Source organism: Janthinobacterium sp. KBS0711 (genome assembly GCF_000988085.1).
Classification (GTDB): Bacteria; Pseudomonadota; Gammaproteobacteria; order Burkholderiales; family Burkholderiaceae_D; genus Janthinobacterium; species Janthinobacterium lividum_E.
The window spans coordinates 21,705-39,837 of the sequence record NZ_LBCO01000002.1; the positions used below are offsets into that span (position 1 = coordinate 21,705).

General features: G+C 60.8%; 14 protein-coding genes. 12 read left to right on the forward strand and 2 right to left on the reverse strand.

All coding sequences use genetic code 11. From position 1 onward, the window contains the following. Positions 1 to 121 precede the first annotated feature (121 nt). From rpsD to dsbD, 4 genes are all read left to right on the forward strand, one after another. Positions 122 to 745 (forward strand): 30S ribosomal protein S4, encoded by a 624-nt coding sequence (rpsD, locus tag VM94_RS00165; RefSeq protein ID WP_010394478.1) that lies wholly within the window; start codon positions 122 to 124, stop codon positions 743 to 745. Positions 746 to 851: 106 nt separating this feature from the next. Beyond that, positions 852 to 1,829, forward strand: a complete 978-nt coding sequence (locus VM94_RS00170; RefSeq protein ID WP_008444343.1) for a DNA-directed RNA polymerase subunit alpha — start codon at positions 852 to 854, stop codon at positions 1,827 to 1,829. Positions 1,830 to 1,971: 142 nt separating this feature from the next. Then, the gene (gene rplQ, locus VM94_RS00175) at positions 1,972 to 2,364 is read left to right on the forward strand and encodes a 50S ribosomal protein L17 (RefSeq protein WP_034753219.1); all 393 of its coding nucleotides are present in this window, start codon (positions 1,972 to 1,974) and stop codon (positions 2,362 to 2,364) included. A 170-nt stretch (positions 2,365 to 2,534) separates the two neighbouring features. Next, complete coding sequence (gene dsbD / locus VM94_RS00180) at positions 2,535 to 4,478, forward strand: protein-disulfide reductase DsbD (RefSeq protein WP_046681667.1); 1,944 nt, start codon at positions 2,535 to 2,537, stop codon at positions 4,476 to 4,478. 105 nt (positions 4,479 to 4,583) lie between these two features. Here dsbD and VM94_RS00185 read toward each other — a convergent pair whose 3' ends face one another. Beyond that, positions 4,584 to 5,087: a Spy/CpxP family protein refolding chaperone gene (locus VM94_RS00185; protein ID WP_160309257.1), complete on the reverse strand. Its 504-nt coding sequence runs from the start codon at positions 5,085 to 5,087 to the stop codon at positions 4,584 to 4,586. Positions 5,088 to 5,273: 186 nt separating this feature from the next. Between VM94_RS00185 and VM94_RS00190 the strand changes: the two genes are divergently transcribed. From VM94_RS00190 to VM94_RS00210, 5 genes are all read left to right on the forward strand, one after another. Beyond that, complete coding sequence (locus tag VM94_RS00190) at positions 5,274 to 6,002, forward strand: response regulator (RefSeq protein ID WP_034753223.1); 729 nt, start codon at positions 5,274 to 5,276, stop codon at positions 6,000 to 6,002. Continuing rightward, positions 5,999 to 7,357 (forward strand): ATP-binding protein, encoded by a 1,359-nt coding sequence (locus VM94_RS00195; protein WP_046681669.1) that lies wholly within the window; start codon positions 5,999 to 6,001, stop codon positions 7,355 to 7,357. The genes VM94_RS00190 and VM94_RS00195 overlap by 4 nt, the downstream gene beginning before the upstream one ends. A 90-nt stretch (positions 7,358 to 7,447) precedes the next feature. Continuing rightward, the gene (locus VM94_RS00200) at positions 7,448 to 8,620 is read left to right on the forward strand and encodes an efflux RND transporter periplasmic adaptor subunit (protein ID WP_046681670.1); all 1,173 of its coding nucleotides are present in this window, start codon (positions 7,448 to 7,450) and stop codon (positions 8,618 to 8,620) included. Then, the gene (locus VM94_RS00205; RefSeq protein WP_046681671.1) at positions 8,617 to 11,727 is read left to right on the forward strand and encodes an efflux RND transporter permease subunit; all 3,111 of its coding nucleotides are present in this window, start codon (positions 8,617 to 8,619) and stop codon (positions 11,725 to 11,727) included. The genes VM94_RS00200 and VM94_RS00205 overlap by 4 nt, the downstream gene beginning before the upstream one ends. A gap of 259 nt (positions 11,728 to 11,986) precedes the next feature. Then, the gene (locus VM94_RS00210) at positions 11,987 to 12,895 is read left to right on the forward strand and encodes a hypothetical protein (protein WP_046681672.1); all 909 of its coding nucleotides are present in this window, start codon (positions 11,987 to 11,989) and stop codon (positions 12,893 to 12,895) included. Between the two features lie 76 nt (positions 12,896 to 12,971). On the opposite strand, the gene yihA is transcribed toward VM94_RS00210, so the two are convergent. Further along, a complete protein-coding gene (gene yihA, locus VM94_RS00215; RefSeq protein WP_034778293.1) occupies positions 12,972 to 13,715 on the reverse strand; it encodes a ribosome biogenesis GTP-binding protein YihA/YsxC in 744 nt (247 codons plus the stop codon). A 186-nt stretch (positions 13,716 to 13,901) separates the two neighbouring features. Between yihA and VM94_RS00220 the strand changes: the two genes are divergently transcribed. The 3 genes from VM94_RS00220 (at position 13,902) to ccsB (ending at position 18,069) form a co-directional block, all read left to right on the forward strand. Further along, a complete protein-coding gene (locus VM94_RS00220; RefSeq protein ID WP_046681673.1) occupies positions 13,902 to 14,573 on the forward strand; it encodes a c-type cytochrome in 672 nt (223 codons plus the stop codon). A gap of 183 nt (positions 14,574 to 14,756) precedes the next feature. Further along, positions 14,757 to 16,853 (forward strand): cytochrome c biogenesis protein ResB, encoded by a 2,097-nt coding sequence (locus tag VM94_RS00225; RefSeq protein ID WP_046681674.1) that lies wholly within the window; start codon positions 14,757 to 14,759, stop codon positions 16,851 to 16,853. 64 nt (positions 16,854 to 16,917) lie between these two features. Further along, positions 16,918 to 18,069, forward strand: a complete 1,152-nt coding sequence (gene ccsB / locus VM94_RS00230; RefSeq protein ID WP_046681675.1) for a c-type cytochrome biogenesis protein CcsB — start codon at positions 16,918 to 16,920, stop codon at positions 18,067 to 18,069. Positions 18,070 to 18,133 lie beyond the last annotated feature (64 nt).

Here is an 18,133-nt window from a genome sequence, read left to right on the forward strand (position 1 = left end):
GACGGGTTTTTCGTTTTCAGCCACCGTCTGATTGAAACCAAATCAGACTAGCGCCTAACCGCATCAGTGTGTTTGATCATGCATGTGGCTGGGGCGTTATCATTTAAAAAAAGGAAGTATCGTGGCACGTTATATCGGACCTAAAGCAAAACTTTCCCGCCGTGAAGGTACAGACCTGTTCCTGAAGAGCGCACGTCGCTCGCTGGACAGCAAGTGCAAACTGGACGTCAAGCCAGGCCAGCACGGTGTCAAATCCGGCGCCCGCACCTCGGACTACGGTAACCAACTGCGCGAAAAGCAAAAAGTCAAGCGCATGTACGGCGTGCTGGAACGTCAATTCCGCCGCTACTTCGCTGAAGCAGACCGTCGTAAAGGCAACACCGGCGAAACGCTGTTGAAGTTGCTGGAAACGCGTCTGGACAACGTTTGCTACCGCATGGGCTTTGGCTCGACCCGCGCTGAAGCGCGTCAATTGGTCAGCCACAAAGCGTTCACCGTGAACGGTATCGTTGTGAACATCGCTTCGTACGCAGTCAAAGTCGGCGACATCGTTGCTGTTCGTGAAAAATCGAAAAAGCAAGTGCGTATCGTTGAAGCACTGTCGCTGGCTGAACAAGTTGGTATGCCTAGCTGGGTTTCGGTTGATGCCAAGAAAATGGAAGGTACCTTCAAGTCCCTGCCAGAGCGTAACGAAATCGCTAACGACGTCAACGAATCGCTGATCGTCGAGCTGTACTCGCGTTAATAGTAGTTAGCAAGACTCCCGCCCACTCACTTTCTTGAGTGGGCGTTTTACTAATGCCATCAGCCTTATCGGTGTAATGAGCCGAGGGTATTGAAAAGGACATTTCATGCAAAACAGTTTGTTGAAGCCACGTATTATCGATGTTGAAGCTCTCGGTGCAGGTCACGCCAAGGTCGTGATGGAACCGTTCGAGCGCGGCTATGGCCACACATTGGGTAACGCGTTGCGCCGCGTTCTGCTGTCGTCGATGGTAGGCTACGCGCCGACCGAAGTGACGATCGCCGGCGTCGTCCACGAATATTCCTCCCTCGATGGCGTGCAAGAAGACGTCGTCGATCTGTTGCTGAACTTGAAGGGTGTGGTTTTCAAAGTCCACAACCGCGATTCGGTAACCCTGACCCTGAAAAAAGAAGGCGAAGGCGCGATCCTGGCCTCCGACATCGACCTGCCGCATGACGTCGAACTGATCAACCCTGACCACGTGATCGCTCACCTGACCGCTGGTGGCAAGCTGGACATGCAGATCAAGGTTGAAAAAGGCCGCGGCTACGTTCCTGGTAACGTGCGTCGCCTGTCGGAAGACACGAACAAGACCATCGGCCGCATCATTCTGGATGCGTCGTTCTCGCCAGTGCGCCGTGTATCGTACTTCGTTGAATCGGCCCGCGTTGAACAGCGTACCGACCTGGACAAGCTGATCATCAACATCGAAACCAACGGCGTGATCTCGCCGGAAGAAGCGATCCGCCAGTCGGCCCGCGTTCTGGTGGACCAGTTGAATGTGTTCGCTGCCCTGGAAGGCACGGAAGCCGCCGCCGAAGCGCCATCGCGCGCTCCGCTGGTCGATCCTATCCTGTTGCGTCCAGTCGACGATCTGGAGTTGACCGTGCGTTCGGCGAACTGCCTGAAAGCGGAAAACATCTACTACATCGGCGACCTGATCCAACGTTCGGAAAACGAACTGCTGAAAACGCCAAATCTGGGCCGCAAGTCCCTGAACGAAATCAAGGAAGTGCTGGCATCGCGCGGCTTGACCTTGGGCATGAAGCTGGAAAACTGGCCGCCTGCCGGCCTGGAAAAGTAATCGCTGTCAAAGCATTTTGTAGCAAACTGCCTGGGACAGGTGTCCCAGGCTTTTATTTTGTAGTACCAAACCGGCCCGCGATGAAGCTTCTGCCTCATTGATCGAAGAGCTGGAATTTAAACACTCACCGAAAGGATTTATCATGCGTCACGGTCACGGCCTCCGTAAACTGAATCGTACCTCGTCCCACCGTCTGGCAATGCTGCGCAACATGACAGTATCGCTGCTGCGTCACGAAGCGATCAAAACCACCCTGCCAAAAGCAAAAGAACTGCGCCGCGTTGTCGAGCCAATTCTGACCCTGGGCAAAACCGACTCCCTGGCAAACAAGCGTCTGGCCTTCAACCGCCTGCGCGACCGTGAAATGGTCGTCAAACTGTTCGCTGAACTGGGCCCACGTTTCGCCAACCGTAACGGTGGTTATGTACGTATCCTGAAAATGGGTTTCCGCGTCGGCGATAACGCTCCTATGGCGTTCGTTGAACTGATGGATCGTCCAGATACGACCGAAGCAGTTGAAGTTGCTGGCGAGTAATCCCAGTAATTGCATCTGAGAAGCCAGGCTTAGCCTGGCTTTTTTGTTTTCTGCTGCAGCTATCCTTGCTGCGGTGTACTATTCTTCTTTCGCGCCGGCCCTGCAGCCACTGCACGCCCCGCGCGTCTCTTGTTGAATGGCACAGCTGATGCCGCAGAAAAAGGTCGTTCATGTCCCGTTTCCCTTCCAGCGCCACCGCGCGCGCCGCCCCACTACGTCAACTGTTGCTCTGGTTTGCCACCTGTCTGCTGCTGGCCATGGCCGTCTTTGGCGCCAGCCAGGCCCGCGCCGACGATGAATTCCTCGATCCGGAACTGGCCTTCAAGTTTTCCGCCCGCATGCAGGACCCGTCCACCATCGCCGTCACCTATGTGATCGCCGATGGCTACTATATGTACCACGAGCGCTTCAAGTTCGAGGCCGTGGGCGCCAAGTTGGGCACGCCAGTGTATCCCGCTGGCAAGGTCAAGTTTGACGAGACTTTCCAGAAGAACGTGGAAACCTTCCGCAAGACCCTCACCATCACGATACCCGTGGAAGCGGCCGGGGCCTTTACCCTGAAGGCGACGGGCCAGGGCTGCTCCGACAAGGGCCTGTGCTATGCGCCGCAGGATGCCACGGCCCAGCTGGTGGGTGGTGGTGGCCAGAGCATGGCGCCGGGCGGCTTGCCGTCGAAGTTTGCGCTGTCAGCCGCGCCGGCAGTCGACACGGCGGCCGTCAACGGCCCGCAGGCGCAAGCGTCGCCTGGCGTGTCGGTGATGAGCATTCCCCAGGCCGATATCACCAGCACGCCCGAGCGGGTCGCGGCGGCCCCCGTGGCGGCAAGCGCGGCGCCGGCGCAAAGCGAAATGGGCAAGATCGAAGCGGCACTGAAGGGTGGCAAGCTGCTCGTCATCGTGCCCCTGTTCATGCTGCTGGGCCTGGGCCTGGCATTTACGCCGTGCGTGCTGCCGATGGTGCCGATCTTGTCGTCGATCATCATCGGCGATGGCGCCAAGGTCAGCCGTTCGCGCGGCTTGCTGCTGTCGCTGACGTACGCGCTGGGCATGGCCATCGTCTACACGGCGTTGGGCGTGGCGGCCGGCCTGGCGGGCGAAGGCCTGGCGGCGCAACTGCAAAACCCGTGGGTGCTGGGTTTCTTTGCCCTGCTGATGGCGGGCCTGGCCCTGTCGATGTTCGGTTTTTATGAGCTGCAAGTACCGGCTTTCCTGCAAGGCAAGCTGACGTCCGTATCGAACCAGCAATCGTCGGGCCGCCTGGCGGGCGTGTTCGTCATGGGCGCCATTTCCGCCCTGATCGTGGGGCCATGCGTGGCCGCGCCGCTGGCCGGCGCCTTGCTGTACATCAGCCAGACGCGCGACGTCGTCATCGGCGGCAGCGCCCTGTTTGCCATGGCAGTGGGCATGAGCGTGCCGCTGCTGCTGGTGGGCGTGTCGGCCGGCACCTTGCTGCCCCGTGCCGGCGCGTGGATGGATGCCGTCAAGCGCTTCTTTGGCGTGCTGCAGCTGGGCGTGGCCTGGTGGCTGGTCTCGCCCGTGCTGCCGGGCGCCGTGCAGATGCTGGGCTGGACGATGCTGTTCGTCGGCTACGGCATGTATCTGCTGGTGGGCAAGAGCGGCGCGAAGAACGCCTGGGTGGCCAAGGCCTTCGGCCTCGTATTTGCCGTGCTGGGCGCGATGCAACTGGTCGGCGTGGCCAGCGGTGGCCGCGACCCGCTGGCGCCGCTGGCGCACCTCGGTGGCGGCCAGGTCCATGCGCAACCGTTTACGCGCGTAAAGACCGTGGCGCAGCTCGACGCGGCGCTGGCCCAGCTGGGTGGCAGGCCGGCCTTGCTGGATTTTTATGCGGACTGGTGCGTGTCGTGCATCGAGATGGAAAAGCTGACCTTCGTCGATCCCGCCGTGCGCGAGAAGATGGGACGAGCCGTGCTGCTGCAAGTGGACGTGACGGCCAATGATGCGGACGACAAGGCCATGCTGAAACGTTTCCAGCTGTTCGGCCCGCCGGGTATCATCATGTTCAACCCGCAAGGGCAGGAAATCGCCCAGTCGCGCGTGATCGGCTTCCAGAACGCTGCCACCTTCCTGACCTCGTTGCGCAAACTCGACGAGTAGGTCGGGGTAGGTCGGGTTAGCCCGCCAGGGCGTAACCCGACACCACCGCACGCGTCAACAAGGTTGTCGGATTACGCGGCGTTCCGCCGCTAATCCGACCTACGCTCAGCCTGCTTTATGGTGGCCACCGCGATGGCCGCCGTACTTGCCGCCAGGCACACTGTCGTCAAACACTTTCTTTTGCTCCGGCGTCAGCACGGCGTAAAAGGTTTTCAGCGAGGCCAATCGGCTTTCCTGGTCGGCGATGCGTTCCTTCGACATGGCGATCCATTGCTCCATGCGTTCCGGCGCCGACAGCTTGGCCATCGCTTCATGCTTGGCTTTCCAGTCGCCCATCGGTTTTTTCGGCGCATTGGCGGCCGTGAACGTGGCCCAGGCCGGTTCCTGCGCGGCCGTCAGCTTCAGCTTGTCGTGCAGGCGGGCCTGGTATTTGGCCATGCGTTCGGCGGGATTGCCGCCGCGGTGGCCTTCATGTTGCATCTTGGTGCTGGCGGCAGGCGCGCTGGCGGCCGCTTCCTGGGCGTAAACGGTCAGCGATGCCGCACCCATGCCGAGTACGCTCATGGCGATGATCAAATTCTTGCGTAAAGTCTTCATTGAGGCGTTCATCTGGATTCCTTTGTAAAAGTGAGGGATGTACATGTTGCTGCACATGAATCCATGGTGGACGCGCCATGTTTCCCCGAAGTGTCCGCTGCCAGACAGTTTGTATCTATATGTTTCTTCGGGTCTTCTATATACAAGACGATACAAATGCGTTGTGCAAGGCCGGGGGAAGTGGGGATAATTCGTACCATGGAACCCACTTCTACAATTCTCATCGTCGACGATGACCGCGATATCCGCAGCTTGCTGGCGGACTACCTGGAAACGAACGCTTACCGCACCCTGGGCGCGGCAGATGGCACGGCCATGTGGAAAATTCTCGATGAAACGCGGCCCGATTTGATCGTGCTCGACTTGAACCTGCCTGGCGACGACGGCCTGACCTTGTGCCGCAAGCTGCGCGCGCAGTCAACCGTGCCGGTGATCATGCTGACGGCGCGCAATGAGCCGCTCGATCGCATCCTGGGCCTGGAAATGGGCGCCGACGATTACTTGCCGAAACCGTTCGAGCCCCGCGAATTGCTGGCGCGCATACGCAGCGTGCTGCGTCGCAGTCATGCCATGCCGTCGAACGTGCCGTCGGACAAGGCGCAGCAAATCCGCTTTTCCGGCTGGACCCTGGACTTGACGGCGCGCCACCTGCTCAATCCCAGCGGCCTGGTGATCATGCTGTCGGGCGCGGAATTCCGCCTGTTGCGCGTCTTCCTGGAACACCCGAACCGCGTGCTCAACCGCGACCAGCTGCTGAACCTGACGCAGGGCCGCGACGCCGATCCGTTCGACCGCTCGATCGATATCCAGATCAGCCGCCTGCGGCAAAAGCTCGGCGAAGATGCCCGCTTGCCGCAAATCATCAAGACCGTGCGCAACGGCGGCTACGTGCTGGCTGGCCAGGTCAATGTGGAGCCGCACGCGTGAAGGCCTTCCTGGGCTCGATGACGGGCCGGGTCTTCATGTTCTTGCTGATCGGCATCGTCGCTTCGGCCGCGCTGACGCAGTGGCTGGCCGTGGGCGAACGCCAGCGCGCCATTGAACAATACCGCGACTACCACGCCGTCGAGCGGGCCGAGCAGCTGGTGATGGCGGCCGACGTGGTGCCGCTGGCCTCGCGTGCCGCCTACCTGAAAGTGGCCAACAAGGGCAGCGTGCGCCTGGAATTGCGTCCCGACGTCGAGCATGTGCCGGGCAAGCCAACGGAATTTTCCACCGCCCTGCAAGCCAAACTGGGCGAAGGCTTCAAGGTCAGCGCGCTGGCCGAACGTCCGGCCGCCTGCGTCAAACCGCGCCAGACGCCGGGCATGTTTTCCGCCAAGCCATGGGGCGGCACCTGCGAAAACCTCGACGTGCGCATGCAGGATGGCCACGTGCTGCGCCTGATGGTCTTGCCGCCGCGCCAGCAGCCGCCATTCAATGAACATAACGACTGGATGACCTTGCTGCCTTTCCTGATCAGCATCGCCATCCTCGCCTACCTGGTCACGCGCATGACCATGCGCCCGCTCAAGCAACTGGCGCAGGCGGCGAAAGACCTGGGCAACGACATCAACCACCCGCCGCTGACCCTGTCGGGCGCCAGCGAGATCCGCCAGGCCAGCGCCGCCTTCAACGCCATGCAGGCGCGCATCCGCCAGCACATTTCCCAGCGGACACAGATGCTGGCCGCCATCACGCACGACTTGCAGACGCCGCTCACGCGCTTGCGCCTGCGCCTGGAAAAGGTGGCCGATACGGAATTGTATGACCGTCTCGTGGGCGACCTGTCGGCCATGCAAAGCATGGTCAAGGAAGGGCTGGACCTGGCCCGCTCGATGGACAGCACGGAAGCGATGCAGGCCCTCGATCTCGATTCCCTGTTGGATAGCGTCTGCTCCGACGCGGCCGATGCCGGCCAGAATGTCACCTTGTCCGGGCAAGCCAGCATGGCCTTGATGGCGCGCCCCATCGCCATGCGGCGCTGCCTGGTGAACCTGATCGACAATGCCGTCAAATATGGCCAGTACGCGCAGGTCACGGTCGAGCGCATCGCCGGCGCCGCGCGCATCCGCATCCGCGATGGCGGGCCGGGGATTGCGCCAGATCAACTGGCCAAGGTGTTCGAACCGTTTTACCGCATCGAGACGTCGCGTTCGCGCGAATCGGGCGGCACGGGCCTGGGCTTGACCATCGCGCGCAATATCGCCGAGCAGCACGGCGCCACGGTTTTGCTGTCCAATCACGTCGACGGTGGACTGGAAGTCACCCTCATCGTGCCAGAGTATTACGCAGGAAAGTGAGCATTTCCGTGCGACAATATTGTGCTTTATGCCCCCTGGCAACTACTACATTCAACCTGCAGCCCTGCGCTGCGACAGCGTGACAGAACAATGAAAAAGACTAGTCTGGCAATCCTCGTGGGTGCTGCCCTGTGTATCGGTGGCGGCATCTGGTATTTCAATCATCAGCCAGGCAAAGCGGCCGGTGGGCAGGATGGCAAAGGGGGCAAGGGTGGACAGGCGCCGACGACGGTGAGCGTGGTCGCGCCCGTGCGCCAGGATGTGCCGATGCTGCTGCAAGCCAATGGCAGCGTGATGCCGATCAGCAGCGTCGATTTGCACCCGCAGACGACCAGCACGATTACCAAGGTGCATATCCGCGAAGGCCAGTTCGTCAAGCAGGGCGAGCTGATGTTTACGCTGGACGCGCGCAGCGAGCATGCGAATGTCGACAAGGCGCAGGCGCAGGTCTTGCGCGACCGCGCCTCGGTGCAGGACTTCGAGCGCCAGCTCAAGCGCAACCAGGATTTGCTGAGCAAGAATTTCATCGCCCAAGGCGCCGTCGACACCCTGCAAAGCCAGCTCGACGCGGCACGCGCCTTGCTGGCCGCCGACCAGGCCGCCTTGCGCGCCGCCCAGGTCGACTCCAGCTACACCGTCCTGCGCGCGCCGCAGGCGGGCAGGGTGGGCGCCATCAATGTCTACGCGGGCAGCCTCGTGCAGCCGACCACGTCGCTGACCAGCATCACCCAGCTCGACCCGATCGATGTGGTCTTTACCTTGCCGGAAAGCAGCCTGTCGGGCTTGCTGGCGGCGCAAAAGGCGGGCGAGGTGGCCGTCAAGGCGCTGCTGTCGGACGCGGGCGGCAAGCAGCTCGACGGCAAACTGAACTTTATCGACAATGCCGTCGATCCCGCCACGGGCGTGATCAAGATCAAGGCCCGTTTCAATAATGGCGGCACCGATTTGTGGCCAGGCCAGTACGTGAATACGCAGCTGACCGTGCGCACCCTGAAGGATGCGCTGGTGATCCCGCAAAACGCCATCATCACGAGTACCGCCGGCACCTTCGTGTACTCGATGGAGGCGGACAGCACGGCCAAGATGCGCAAGGTTGCGCGCGTGTATGCATTCGGACCGAGCGCCGTCGTCACCGGCCTGGCGGGCGATGAAAAAGTCATCGTCGATGGCAAGCAGAACTTGCGTCCGGGTAGCAAGGTGCGCCTGACGGAAAAACACAAGGCAGCCGATGGCGCGGCCGCAGCGCAGGGCAAGCCAGCATGAACCTGTCCGAACTGAGCATCCGCCGCCCCGTCATGGTGGTGCTGCTGTCCCTCTCCATCATCCTGGCCGGCGTGCTGGCCTACCTGCAAATTCCCGTGGCGGCCTTGCCGAGCTACAACACGCCCGTCATCAACGTGAGCGCCGACCTGGCCGGCGCCAGCCCGGAAACCATGGCCTCGTCCGTGGCTTTGCCGCTGGAAAAGCAGTTTTCCACCATTTCCGGCCTCAGCCTGATCACCTCCACGAGTACCCTGGGCAATACCTCGCTGACCCTGGAGTTTGACGCCAGCATCAATGTCAACGAGGCGGCCGTCGACGTGCAGGCGGCCCTGCTGCGCGCGCAACGCCAGTTGCCGACGGAAATGACGGACTTGCCGTCCTACCGCAAGGTCAATCCGGCCGATGCGCCCGTGCTGTTCATCCAGATGACGTCGCCCTCGCTGAACTTGTCTGACCTCAACGATTATGCGGAAAACCTGATTGCGCCGAGCCTGTCCACCTTGCCTGGCGTGGCCCAGGTCATCGTCAATGGCCAGAAGCGCTTTGCCGTGCGCGTGCGCGCCCGTGCCGACCTGATGAACGCGCGCAACCTGACGATGGACGAACTGGCCACCGCCTTGCGCACCTCGAACACGAATTCCCCGCTGGGCATCCTTGACGGCCCGAGCCAGACCCTGACCATCCAGGGCAATCCGCAAATGATGAAAGCGGCCGATTTTGCCGAGCTGATCGTCGCTAGCCGCAACGGCCAGCCCGTGCGCTTGAAGGACGTGGCCGAGGTGGAAGACAGTTTTCAATCGATCAAGGCCGTCGGCAGTTTCAATGGCGAGCGCTCGATCAGCCTGATGGTGCAGCGCCAGCCGGACGCCAACACCGTGCAAGTGGTCGATGGCGTGCGCCGTTTGCTGCCGGGCTTCAAGGAGCAGCTGCCCCAGTCGATACAGATCAGCCTGGTCAACGACCGTTCGCTGTCGATCCGCGAAGCCATCCACGACGTGAATCTGACCCTGGCCCTGACGGTGGTGCTGGTGGTGCTGGTGATCTTTTTGTTCCTGCACCGCGCGGCCGCCACCTTCATTCCTGCCGTCACCATGCCGATCTCGCTGCTGGGCGCCCTGGCCCTGCTGTACTGGCTCGGCTACAGCCTCGACAACGTGTCCCTGCTGGGTATTACCCTGGCCGTCGGCCTTGTCGTCGACGATGCCATCGTGGTGCTGGAAAACATCGTGCGCCATATCGAGATGGGCAAGAAACCGATACGTGCGGCGCTGGAAGGGGCGAAGGAGATGGGCTTTACCATCATCTCGATTTCCGTCTCGCTGGTGGCCGTGTTCATCCCCATCTTCTTCATGCCGGGCGTGATCGGCTTGCTGTTCCATGAGTTCGCCGTCGTCGTCTCGCTGGCCGTGCTGGTGTCCGCCATCGTGTCGCTGACCCTGGTGCCGATGCTGGCCAGCCGCTTCCTGCCGGCCGACTCGCGCGAGCACAATGACAGCGACCCCAGCCATGGCGAGAAAACCTTTATCGGCCGCCATTTCGAGGCCGGTTTCACGGCATTGCGCAACGGCTACGTGCATCTGCTCGACAAGGCCCTGGCGCACCGCAACGTGGTGCTGTTTGTTGCCGTGTGCACTTTCGCGCTGACGGTGCTGCTGTACGCGACCATTCCGAAAGGTTTCTTCCCGGAGGAAGACCTGGGCCAGATCCAGGTGAATACGGAAGCGTCGGAAGACATCTCATCCGCGGCACTGCAGGATTTGCAAGCGCGCGTGGCGGCCGTGCTCAAGGCGGATCCGAGCGTGCAGGACGTGACCTCGTTCGTCGGCGGCGGCAACACGGGCCGCATGTTCATGGTCTTGAAACCGCGCAGTGAGCGGCCGAAAATGCCCGTGGTGCTGGAAAACCTGCGCCGCGCGGCGGGCACCGTGCCCGGCATGGCCGTGTATTTCCGGCCCGTGCAAAACTTGCAGCTGGGCGGGCGTCAGAGCAAGAGCCGCTACCAGTACACCTTGCAAAGCGTCAGTCCCGACGCCTTGAATGACTGGGCGGAAAAGTTTATTGCCGGTATGCGCACGGATCCCGCCTTCCGCGACGTGACCAGCGATTCGCAGATCAAGGGCTTGCAGGCGTCCCTCAGGATCGACCGCGACAAGGCCAACCTGCTGGGCGTGCAAATGTCCGATATCCGCACGGCCTTGTACAGTGCCTTTGGCGAGCGGCAAGTGTCGACCATCTACTCGTCGGCAGCCAGCTATTACGTGATCCTGGAAGCGGCCACGGCAGACCGTCAGTATGACGATGCGCTCACGCGCGTGTCCGTGCGCAGCAAGACGGGCGAACTGGTGAAACTGTCGAGTATTGCCTACGTGGAACGCACGATCGGGCCCACGTCCGTGAACCACCAGGGGCAGTTGCAGGCCGTCACCATCGCCTTCAACCTGGCGCCGGACGTGCCGCTGGGTATCGCCACGGGCAAGATCGACGCGATGGCCAAGGACATGAGCTTGCCGGCCTCCATCATCACGCGCTATGGCGGCGACGCGGCCGTGTTCCAGAGTTCGCAATCGAGCCAGATCATCCTCATCATTGCCGCGCTGGGCGTGATCTATGTGCTGCTCGGCGTGTTGTATGAAAGCTATATCCACCCGCTGACCATCCTGGCTGGCTTGCCGTCGGCTGCCGTGGGGGCGCTGTTGACCTTGCGCCTGTTCGGCATGGACCTGACCATGATCGCCATCATCGGCATTTTGATGCTGATCGGCATCGTCAAGAAAAACGCCATCATGATGATCGACTTCGCCCTGCATGCGCAGCGCAACGAGGGGCTGGCACCGGCAGAGGCGATCCGCCAGGCGTGCATCCTGCGTTTTCGTCCCATCATGATGACGACGGCGGCAGCCCTGATGGGCGCCTTGCCGATCGCCCTGGGCCTGGGCGCCGGCGCCGAGCTGCGCCAGCCGCTGGGCCTGGCCGTGGTCGGTGGATTGCTGTTTTCGCAAGTGATTACCTTGTTCATCACCCCCGTCATCTATTTGTTCCTGGATAAGTACAGCGGCACGGGGCCGATGACGGACGAGCAACTGGTGGCGCTCGATAACAAGGCTTGATTACTTGAGCACTTGCGTGACCCGTGACCGGCGTCCCCTTCCTGCGTGAATGGGGCGCCGGTTTTGTATGGGCAGTGATACATACGGTAACAACCGTCAAGGGAGGGCTCGGGTACTCTGGTCAGCGCTGCAAGGAATGTCGCTATCCTGTACGCTTCGGGTTGGAAAGGCCGAGGAAGTGTTCCCAAAAGCAAGGGACTCTGGCACTATGGCTGCCCTGTAATGTTATTTCTTCGCTACACAGAAAGCACGATTCATTTTGCATGACACGACCCATTTGTTGGCTGCCGATTCCGATGTTTGCCCCACCTGCGGGCAAGTAATCCAGCCACCACCGGCCTACGGGTCCAAGACCAGCACGACGCGCAAGGTGGCGCTCGGCGTGTCCGTCTTGCTGCACGTGCTGCTGGCGGCGTATGTCCTGTTTCGTAGCGACAAGATCGAAAAGATCCCGCCGCCGAAGAAGGAAAGCGCGATGGTCTACATCGCGCCGCTGAAAGACAAGCCGCAACCGAAGCCGCAACCGAAACCCACGCCGAAACCGAAGGACACGAAAGTGGCCAAGGTAAAACCGCCGCCGGCCCCGAGCAAGCGCGTGGTGACAAAAGACGTGCCGCGCGACAAGCCGAAACTGGAAACCTACACGCCGCCGCTGGTGTCGAAAGTGCCGTTGCCGCCGCCGCCGGCTGAAGACATGAGCTCGATGATCGAGCAACGCCGCAAGCAGCGCGAGGCGCAAAATCCCGCGCCGCCGGCCGAGGAAAGCGAAAACGACCGCGCCATGCGCGTGGCCAAGGCGAATATCGCCGGCGCCCAGGGGCGCAATGCCGGCAGTGACCGCGAGGATTCGGGCGGTGTGTTTTCCATCGTCAACCAGACCTCGTTCAGCGCGGAAGTCAAGTTCAAGGGCTGGAATGGCAACTTCAAGCGCAACTGGCTGAAGCAGGAAAAAGTGGAGCTGGGCAATGAGCCCGATATCGAAACGGCCATCATCAAGAAGATGATCCAGCTGATCCGTGCGGAAAAACCCGGCGATTTCGTGTGGGAATCGCGGCGCCTGGGGCGTAACGTTAACCTCAGCGCCAGGGTGGAAGATACGGCCGAGCTGAGCGCCTTCCTGCGCCAGGAGTTCTTTTCGGAGAAGCGGCCAGGGCCGGGACGGCGCTAGACGCCAGGACTCGTTGCCATAAAAAAAGGCTGCGCCGTGTGAACGGGCAGCCTTTTTTACGCAGCGTTGATTTCGATCAAGCCGGTTTGTCGGTTCCCGCTTCCGGCTCGACGTCGTCTTCCATGTCGATCAGTTCGACCATCTGGGCCGCGCCGTCTTCGCTGATGCCGGCCAGTTCCATGATCTTGTCGTTGGCTTCGTCGATGCCGACACGTTTCAAGGCCGAGAACAGTTGCACGGTGAACGGGAAGCCGACGCCGTCTTCATCCACATAGCTGTCGAGCTTGGCTTTCGCCTGGCGCAGTGCGTTGACCGACTCATTGCGGTTCAGCTTATCGACTTTCGTCAGGATGCAGTGGATCGGTTTACCCGTCGGGGCGAACCATTCCAGCATCTGGATGTCCAGGTCGGTGAACGGGCGGCGCGAATCCATGATCAGGATCAAACCGGCCAACTGCTCGCGGCGCTGCACGTAGTCGCCCAGCAGGCGCTGCCAGTGCAATTTGGCCGAGCCCGAAACTTCCGCGTAGCCGTAGCCCGGCAAGTCGACCAGCAGGCATTCGATCTCTTCGACGATGGTGGCATCCTTGCGGTGCTGCGCCACGTGGGCGCCGCCGATGGAGAAGTAGTTGATGTGCTGGGTACGGCCAGGTGTCTTGGAGGCGAACGCCAAGCCTTTCTGATTACACAAGATGTTGATGGCGGTCGATTTACCGGCATTGGAGCGGCCGGCAAAGGCGATTTCCGGCACCGTGGTATCGGGCAGGTCACGCAATTGGTTGACGGTCGTAAAGAAGCGGGCTTGCCAGAGTTTTGACATGGGAGTAGTAAAGCAACAAAAGGGAGCGATAAGGGAGCGATAACGCCAAGAAGCTATTGTACAATAAGGGGTTGTTTATTGTTGCCGGCGTAGCAGCGATGCGGCTTGCGGCCCTGAAAATAAAGCAAAAATCCACAGGGCGCGGCAATGTCCACCACTAATTTCTCACTGTCTCAGGGTGCCTGAATGAATCGTGCGTTTTCACCGTTGTTCAAATCCATGCTGCTCGCTTTGCTGGCTGTATCGGCAACTGCCTCCGCGGTCGAAGCACCGAAACCGGCCGTCAAGGCCGACGCTGCCAAGGGCGCTACCCTGTACGCCGATGGCGATGCGGCGCGCGGCTTGCCTGCCTGCGTCTCCTGCCATGGCGCGGCCGGCAATTCGACCATCACGGTCAATCCGAAGCTGGCCGGGCAGCACGAAAACTATATCTACAAGCAACTGGTCGACTTCACGACGCCGCAGCGCAACCAGCCCGTCATGACGACGTACGCGAAGATGCTCAGCGACGCCGACAAGAAGAATATCGCCGCCTACCTGGGCGCGCAGCTGTCCAAGCCGGGCGCCGCGAAAAACAAGGACACGATCGACCTGGGCAAGAAAATCTACCGTGGTGGCATTGCTTCCAAGCAAGTTGCCGCCTGCGCCAGCTGTCATGGCGCGACGGGCAATGGCATTCCCGTCCAGTATCCGCGCATCGCCGGCCAGCACCAGGATTACACGGTGGCCCAGCTGACGATGTTCCGCAGCACCAAGGCGGATGCCCGCAAGAACAGCGCGGAAATGCACACCATCGCCGCCCGCATGTCGGATGACGAGATCGCCGCCGTGGCCGATTACATTGCCGGCCTGAAGTAAGTTTTCATAGAGGCAAGAGATTGCCGGCGCACCAGCGCGCATGATCAAGGGCGGCCGTTTCAACAGGCTGCCCTTTTTTATGGCAGGGGCCAAACAGGAGTATGCTGCCGCCTTGCGCGGAGAAACTATCTGCTCCACGCCACATTTTCTTGAAGATTGCATATCCCGTATGAGTATTCACGTATGAGCACAGGCACGACCGGAATCGAGTTAAAGACCCAACGCCGCAGCCTGGCTGAATTCGTCGAGCTGGTCTCGTCGATGCGCTTTGCCATCAGCCTGCTGACCCTGATCGCTGTCGCATCCATCATCGGCACCGTGCTCAAGCAAAACGAGCCCATGCCCAATTATGTCAACCAGTTCGGTCCGTTCTGGTTCGCCGTTTTCGACAAGCTGAGCCTGTATTCCGTGTATTCGGCCTGGTGGTTCCTCGTCATCATGGGTTTCCTCGTCGCCTCGACCTCGCTGTGCATCGTGCGCAATGCGCCGAAGATGCTCAAGGACATGCGCAGCTGGCGCGAAACCGTGCGCGAGCAATCGTTGCGCAATTTCCACCACAAGATGGAGTGGCAGGTGTCGCTGCCGCGCGCCGTGCTGGCGCAGCAGATGGTGATGCGCCTGAAAGACAGCGGCTACGCGGCCAAGGTGGTCGAGAAGGACAACGCCACCCTGGTCGCCGCCAAGCGGGGCGCGGCCAATAAATGGGGCTACATCTTTGCCCACGGCGCCATCGTCATCATCTGCGTGGGCGGCTTGCTCGATTCGGAAATGCCGATCCGCGTACAGCAATGGTTCTTCGGCAAGACGCCGTTTTCCGGCAGCGGCGTGATCGCCGACATTCCCGCCCAGCACCGTTTGAGCCTGTCGAACCCTACTTTCCGCGGCAATACCATGATCCCGGAAGGCTCGTCGAGCAACACGGCCATCATTCCCCAGGCCGATGGCGTGCTGATCCAGGATCTGCCGATCACCATCCTGCTGAAGAAATTCCATATCGATTTCTACAGCACGGGCATGCCCAAGCTGTTTGCCAGCGATGTCGTCATCACCGACCATGCAACGGGCGAGACCTTCCCTGCCACCATCAAAGTCAACCAGCCGCTGCTGTACAAGGGCCTGGCCCTGTACCAGTCCAGCTTTGAGGATGGCGGCAGCAAGCTCAAGTTGACGGGTTTTCCCATGACGGGCAAGACGACGAAACGCTTCGATATCGGCGGCGAAGTGGGCGGCAGCACGCCGCTCGAGCGCAGCGATGGCAATTCCTACACGGTGGAATGGTCGGGTTTCCGTCCGTTTAACGTGGAAAACCTCAGCGCGGGCCAGGATGTGCGCGCCGTCAGCAAGGCGGAAAGTTTCAACGAGAAATTCTCCGTCGGCCTGGACAAGCGCCTCGGCTCGGCCGCGAAGAACGCGAATAACAAGGATCTCAAGAACGTCGGCCCCTCGGTGCAATACAAATTGCGCGACAAGACAGGCCAGGCGCGCGAGTACCAGAACTACATGCAGCCCGTCACCGTCGATGGCACGACGGTGTTCCTGGCCGGCATGCGCATCAACCCCAGCGACCCGTTCAGCTATCTGCGCATTCCCGCCGATGACAATTACAGCGTGAACGAATGGATGCGCTTGCGTGCCGCCCTGCAAGATCCGGCGTTGCGCCAGCAGGCGGCCACGCGCTATGCGGCGCGCGCCATGCCGCAGGCGAACGCGGAAGCCTTGCGCGGCCAGCTGCAGGAATCGGCCGCGAAAAGCCTGGGCATCTTTGCCGGCAATGGACAAGAGGGCGGTTTCCTCGCCATTTCGCGTTTCCTGGAGAAAATTCCTGCCGCCGAGCAAGAAAAAGCGGCCGATATCTTCATGAAAATCTTGAATGGCAGCCTGTGGGACTTGTGGCAGGCGGCGCGCGCCCAGGATGGCTTGAAAGCCATCGAGGCCGATGACAAGCATGGCCGCTTCCTGCAGCTGGCCACGAATGCCTTGTCCGACAGCTTCTTCTATGGCGCACCCGTGTATCTGCAGCTCGACGACTTTACGGAAATCAAGGCGTCTGTATTGCAGGTGACGCGTTCGCCGGGCAAGAGCGTGGTCTACCTCGGTTGCCTGTTCCTTGTGATCGGCGTATTTTCCATGTTCTATATCCGCGAGCGCCGCCTGTGGGTGTGGATCAAGGATGGCGAGGGCGGCAGCGAAGCCTTGATGGCCATGAGCACGCAACGCAAGACCCTGGATTTTGAAAAAGAATTTGAGACTTTGAAGGCAAAGCTGCCGCAATCGGCGTAAGCTGCGCTGAGTTGGATTGGCTGAGTTTCGGGACGCTGCGGCGTCGCCGGGAATGGAGAAAATGATGGAATTGGCAAACAAGCAAATATATACGCAGGAACCGGGATTTTTCAAGCGCCTGAGCCTGATCGATTGGCTGTATGGCGCCGGCTTGCTGGCCGCCTCCCTGTTCGGCCTGATGCGTTTTGGCGCCTTCATGGATATCTATGAAAAAGCCATCCTGCTGGTGGCCGCGCCCACGTTCGCGTGGCTGGGCTGGTACTGGAAGCCGGTGCGCTGGCTGATCCCCGTGGCGGCCGTGCTGTCGCTGTTCGCCATTGAGCTGTACGCGGGCCACCTGGAGATGGCGAACCAGAAATTCTTTCTGAAATACATCTTGTCGAGCCAGTCCGCCATCCTGTGGATGGGCACGCTTTTCGTGCTGTCGACCCTGTTCTATTGGATCGGCCTCGTGGCGCGCTCGGAATTCGGTTCGTCCGTCGGCTCCCTGCTGTGCTGGGCCGGCGTCGTGCTGGGCCTGACGGGCATGCTGGTGCGCTGGTACGAGTCTTACCTGATCGGCGCCGACGTGGGCCATATTCCCGTGTCGAACCTGTATGAAGTGTTCATCCTGTTTTCCCTGATTACGGCCATGTTCTACCTGTACTACGAGCAGCATTACGCGACGCGCCAGCTGGGCGCCTTCGTCATGCTGGTCATTTCGGCGGCCGTCGTCTTCCTGATGTGGTACACGGTCACGCGCGACGCGGCCGAAATCCAGCCGCTGGTGCCGGCCCTGCAAAGCTGGTGGATGAAGATCCACGTGCCGGCCAACTTCATCGGCTACGGCACGTTTGCCCTGTCGGCCATGGTGGCGGCAGCGTACCTGCTCAAATCGAGCGGCTACCTGGTCGATCGTTTGCCGTCGCTGGAAGTGCTCGACGACGTCATGTACAAAGCCATTTCCGTCGGCTTCGCTTTCTTCACGGTAGCGACCATCCTGGGCGCCCTGTGGGCGGCCGAAGCATGGGGCGGCTACTGGTCGTGGGACCCGAAGGAAACGTGGGCGCTGATCGTCTGGCTCAACTATGCAGCCTGGCTGCACATGCGCCTGATGACGGGCTTGCGCGGCCGCGTCGCCTCGTGGTGGGCGCTGGTGGGATTGCTGGTGACGACGTTCGCCTTCCTGGGCGTGAATATGTTCCTTTCCGGCTTGCATTCTTACGGCAAACTTTAATGACAGAAGCGTCATGAACGGCCCGGAAAAACTGGTGTAAGGTATATCCAATCACCTTTTTCCG

Coding starts and splice junctions, on each gene's coding strand:
- VM94_RS00225 (WP_046681674.1), top strand. CDS start 14,757: ATGAGCACAGGCACGACCGGAATCGAGTTAAAGACCCAACGCCGCAGC.
- VM94_RS00220 (WP_046681673.1), top strand. CDS start 13,902: ATGAATCGTGCGTTTTCACCGTTGTTCAAATCCATGCTGCTCGCTTTG.
- yihA (WP_034778293.1), bottom strand. CDS start 13,715: ATGTCAAAACTCTGGCAAGCCCGCTTCTTTACGACCGTCAACCAATTG.
- ccsB (WP_046681675.1), top strand. CDS start 16,918: ATGGAATTGGCAAACAAGCAAATATATACGCAGGAACCGGGATTTTTC.
- rplQ (WP_034753219.1), top strand. CDS start 1,972: ATGCGTCACGGTCACGGCCTCCGTAAACTGAATCGTACCTCGTCCCAC.
- dsbD (WP_046681667.1), top strand. CDS start 2,535: ATGTCCCGTTTCCCTTCCAGCGCCACCGCGCGCGCCGCCCCACTACGT.
- VM94_RS00185 (WP_160309257.1), bottom strand. CDS start 5,087: ATGAACGCCTCAATGAAGACTTTACGCAAGAATTTGATCATCGCCATG.
- VM94_RS00190 (WP_034753223.1), top strand. CDS start 5,274: ATGGAACCCACTTCTACAATTCTCATCGTCGACGATGACCGCGATATC.
- VM94_RS00170 (WP_008444343.1), top strand. CDS start 852: ATGCAAAACAGTTTGTTGAAGCCACGTATTATCGATGTTGAAGCTCTC.
- VM94_RS00200 (WP_046681670.1), top strand. CDS start 7,448: ATGAAAAAGACTAGTCTGGCAATCCTCGTGGGTGCTGCCCTGTGTATC.
- VM94_RS00205 (WP_046681671.1), top strand. CDS start 8,617: ATGAACCTGTCCGAACTGAGCATCCGCCGCCCCGTCATGGTGGTGCTG.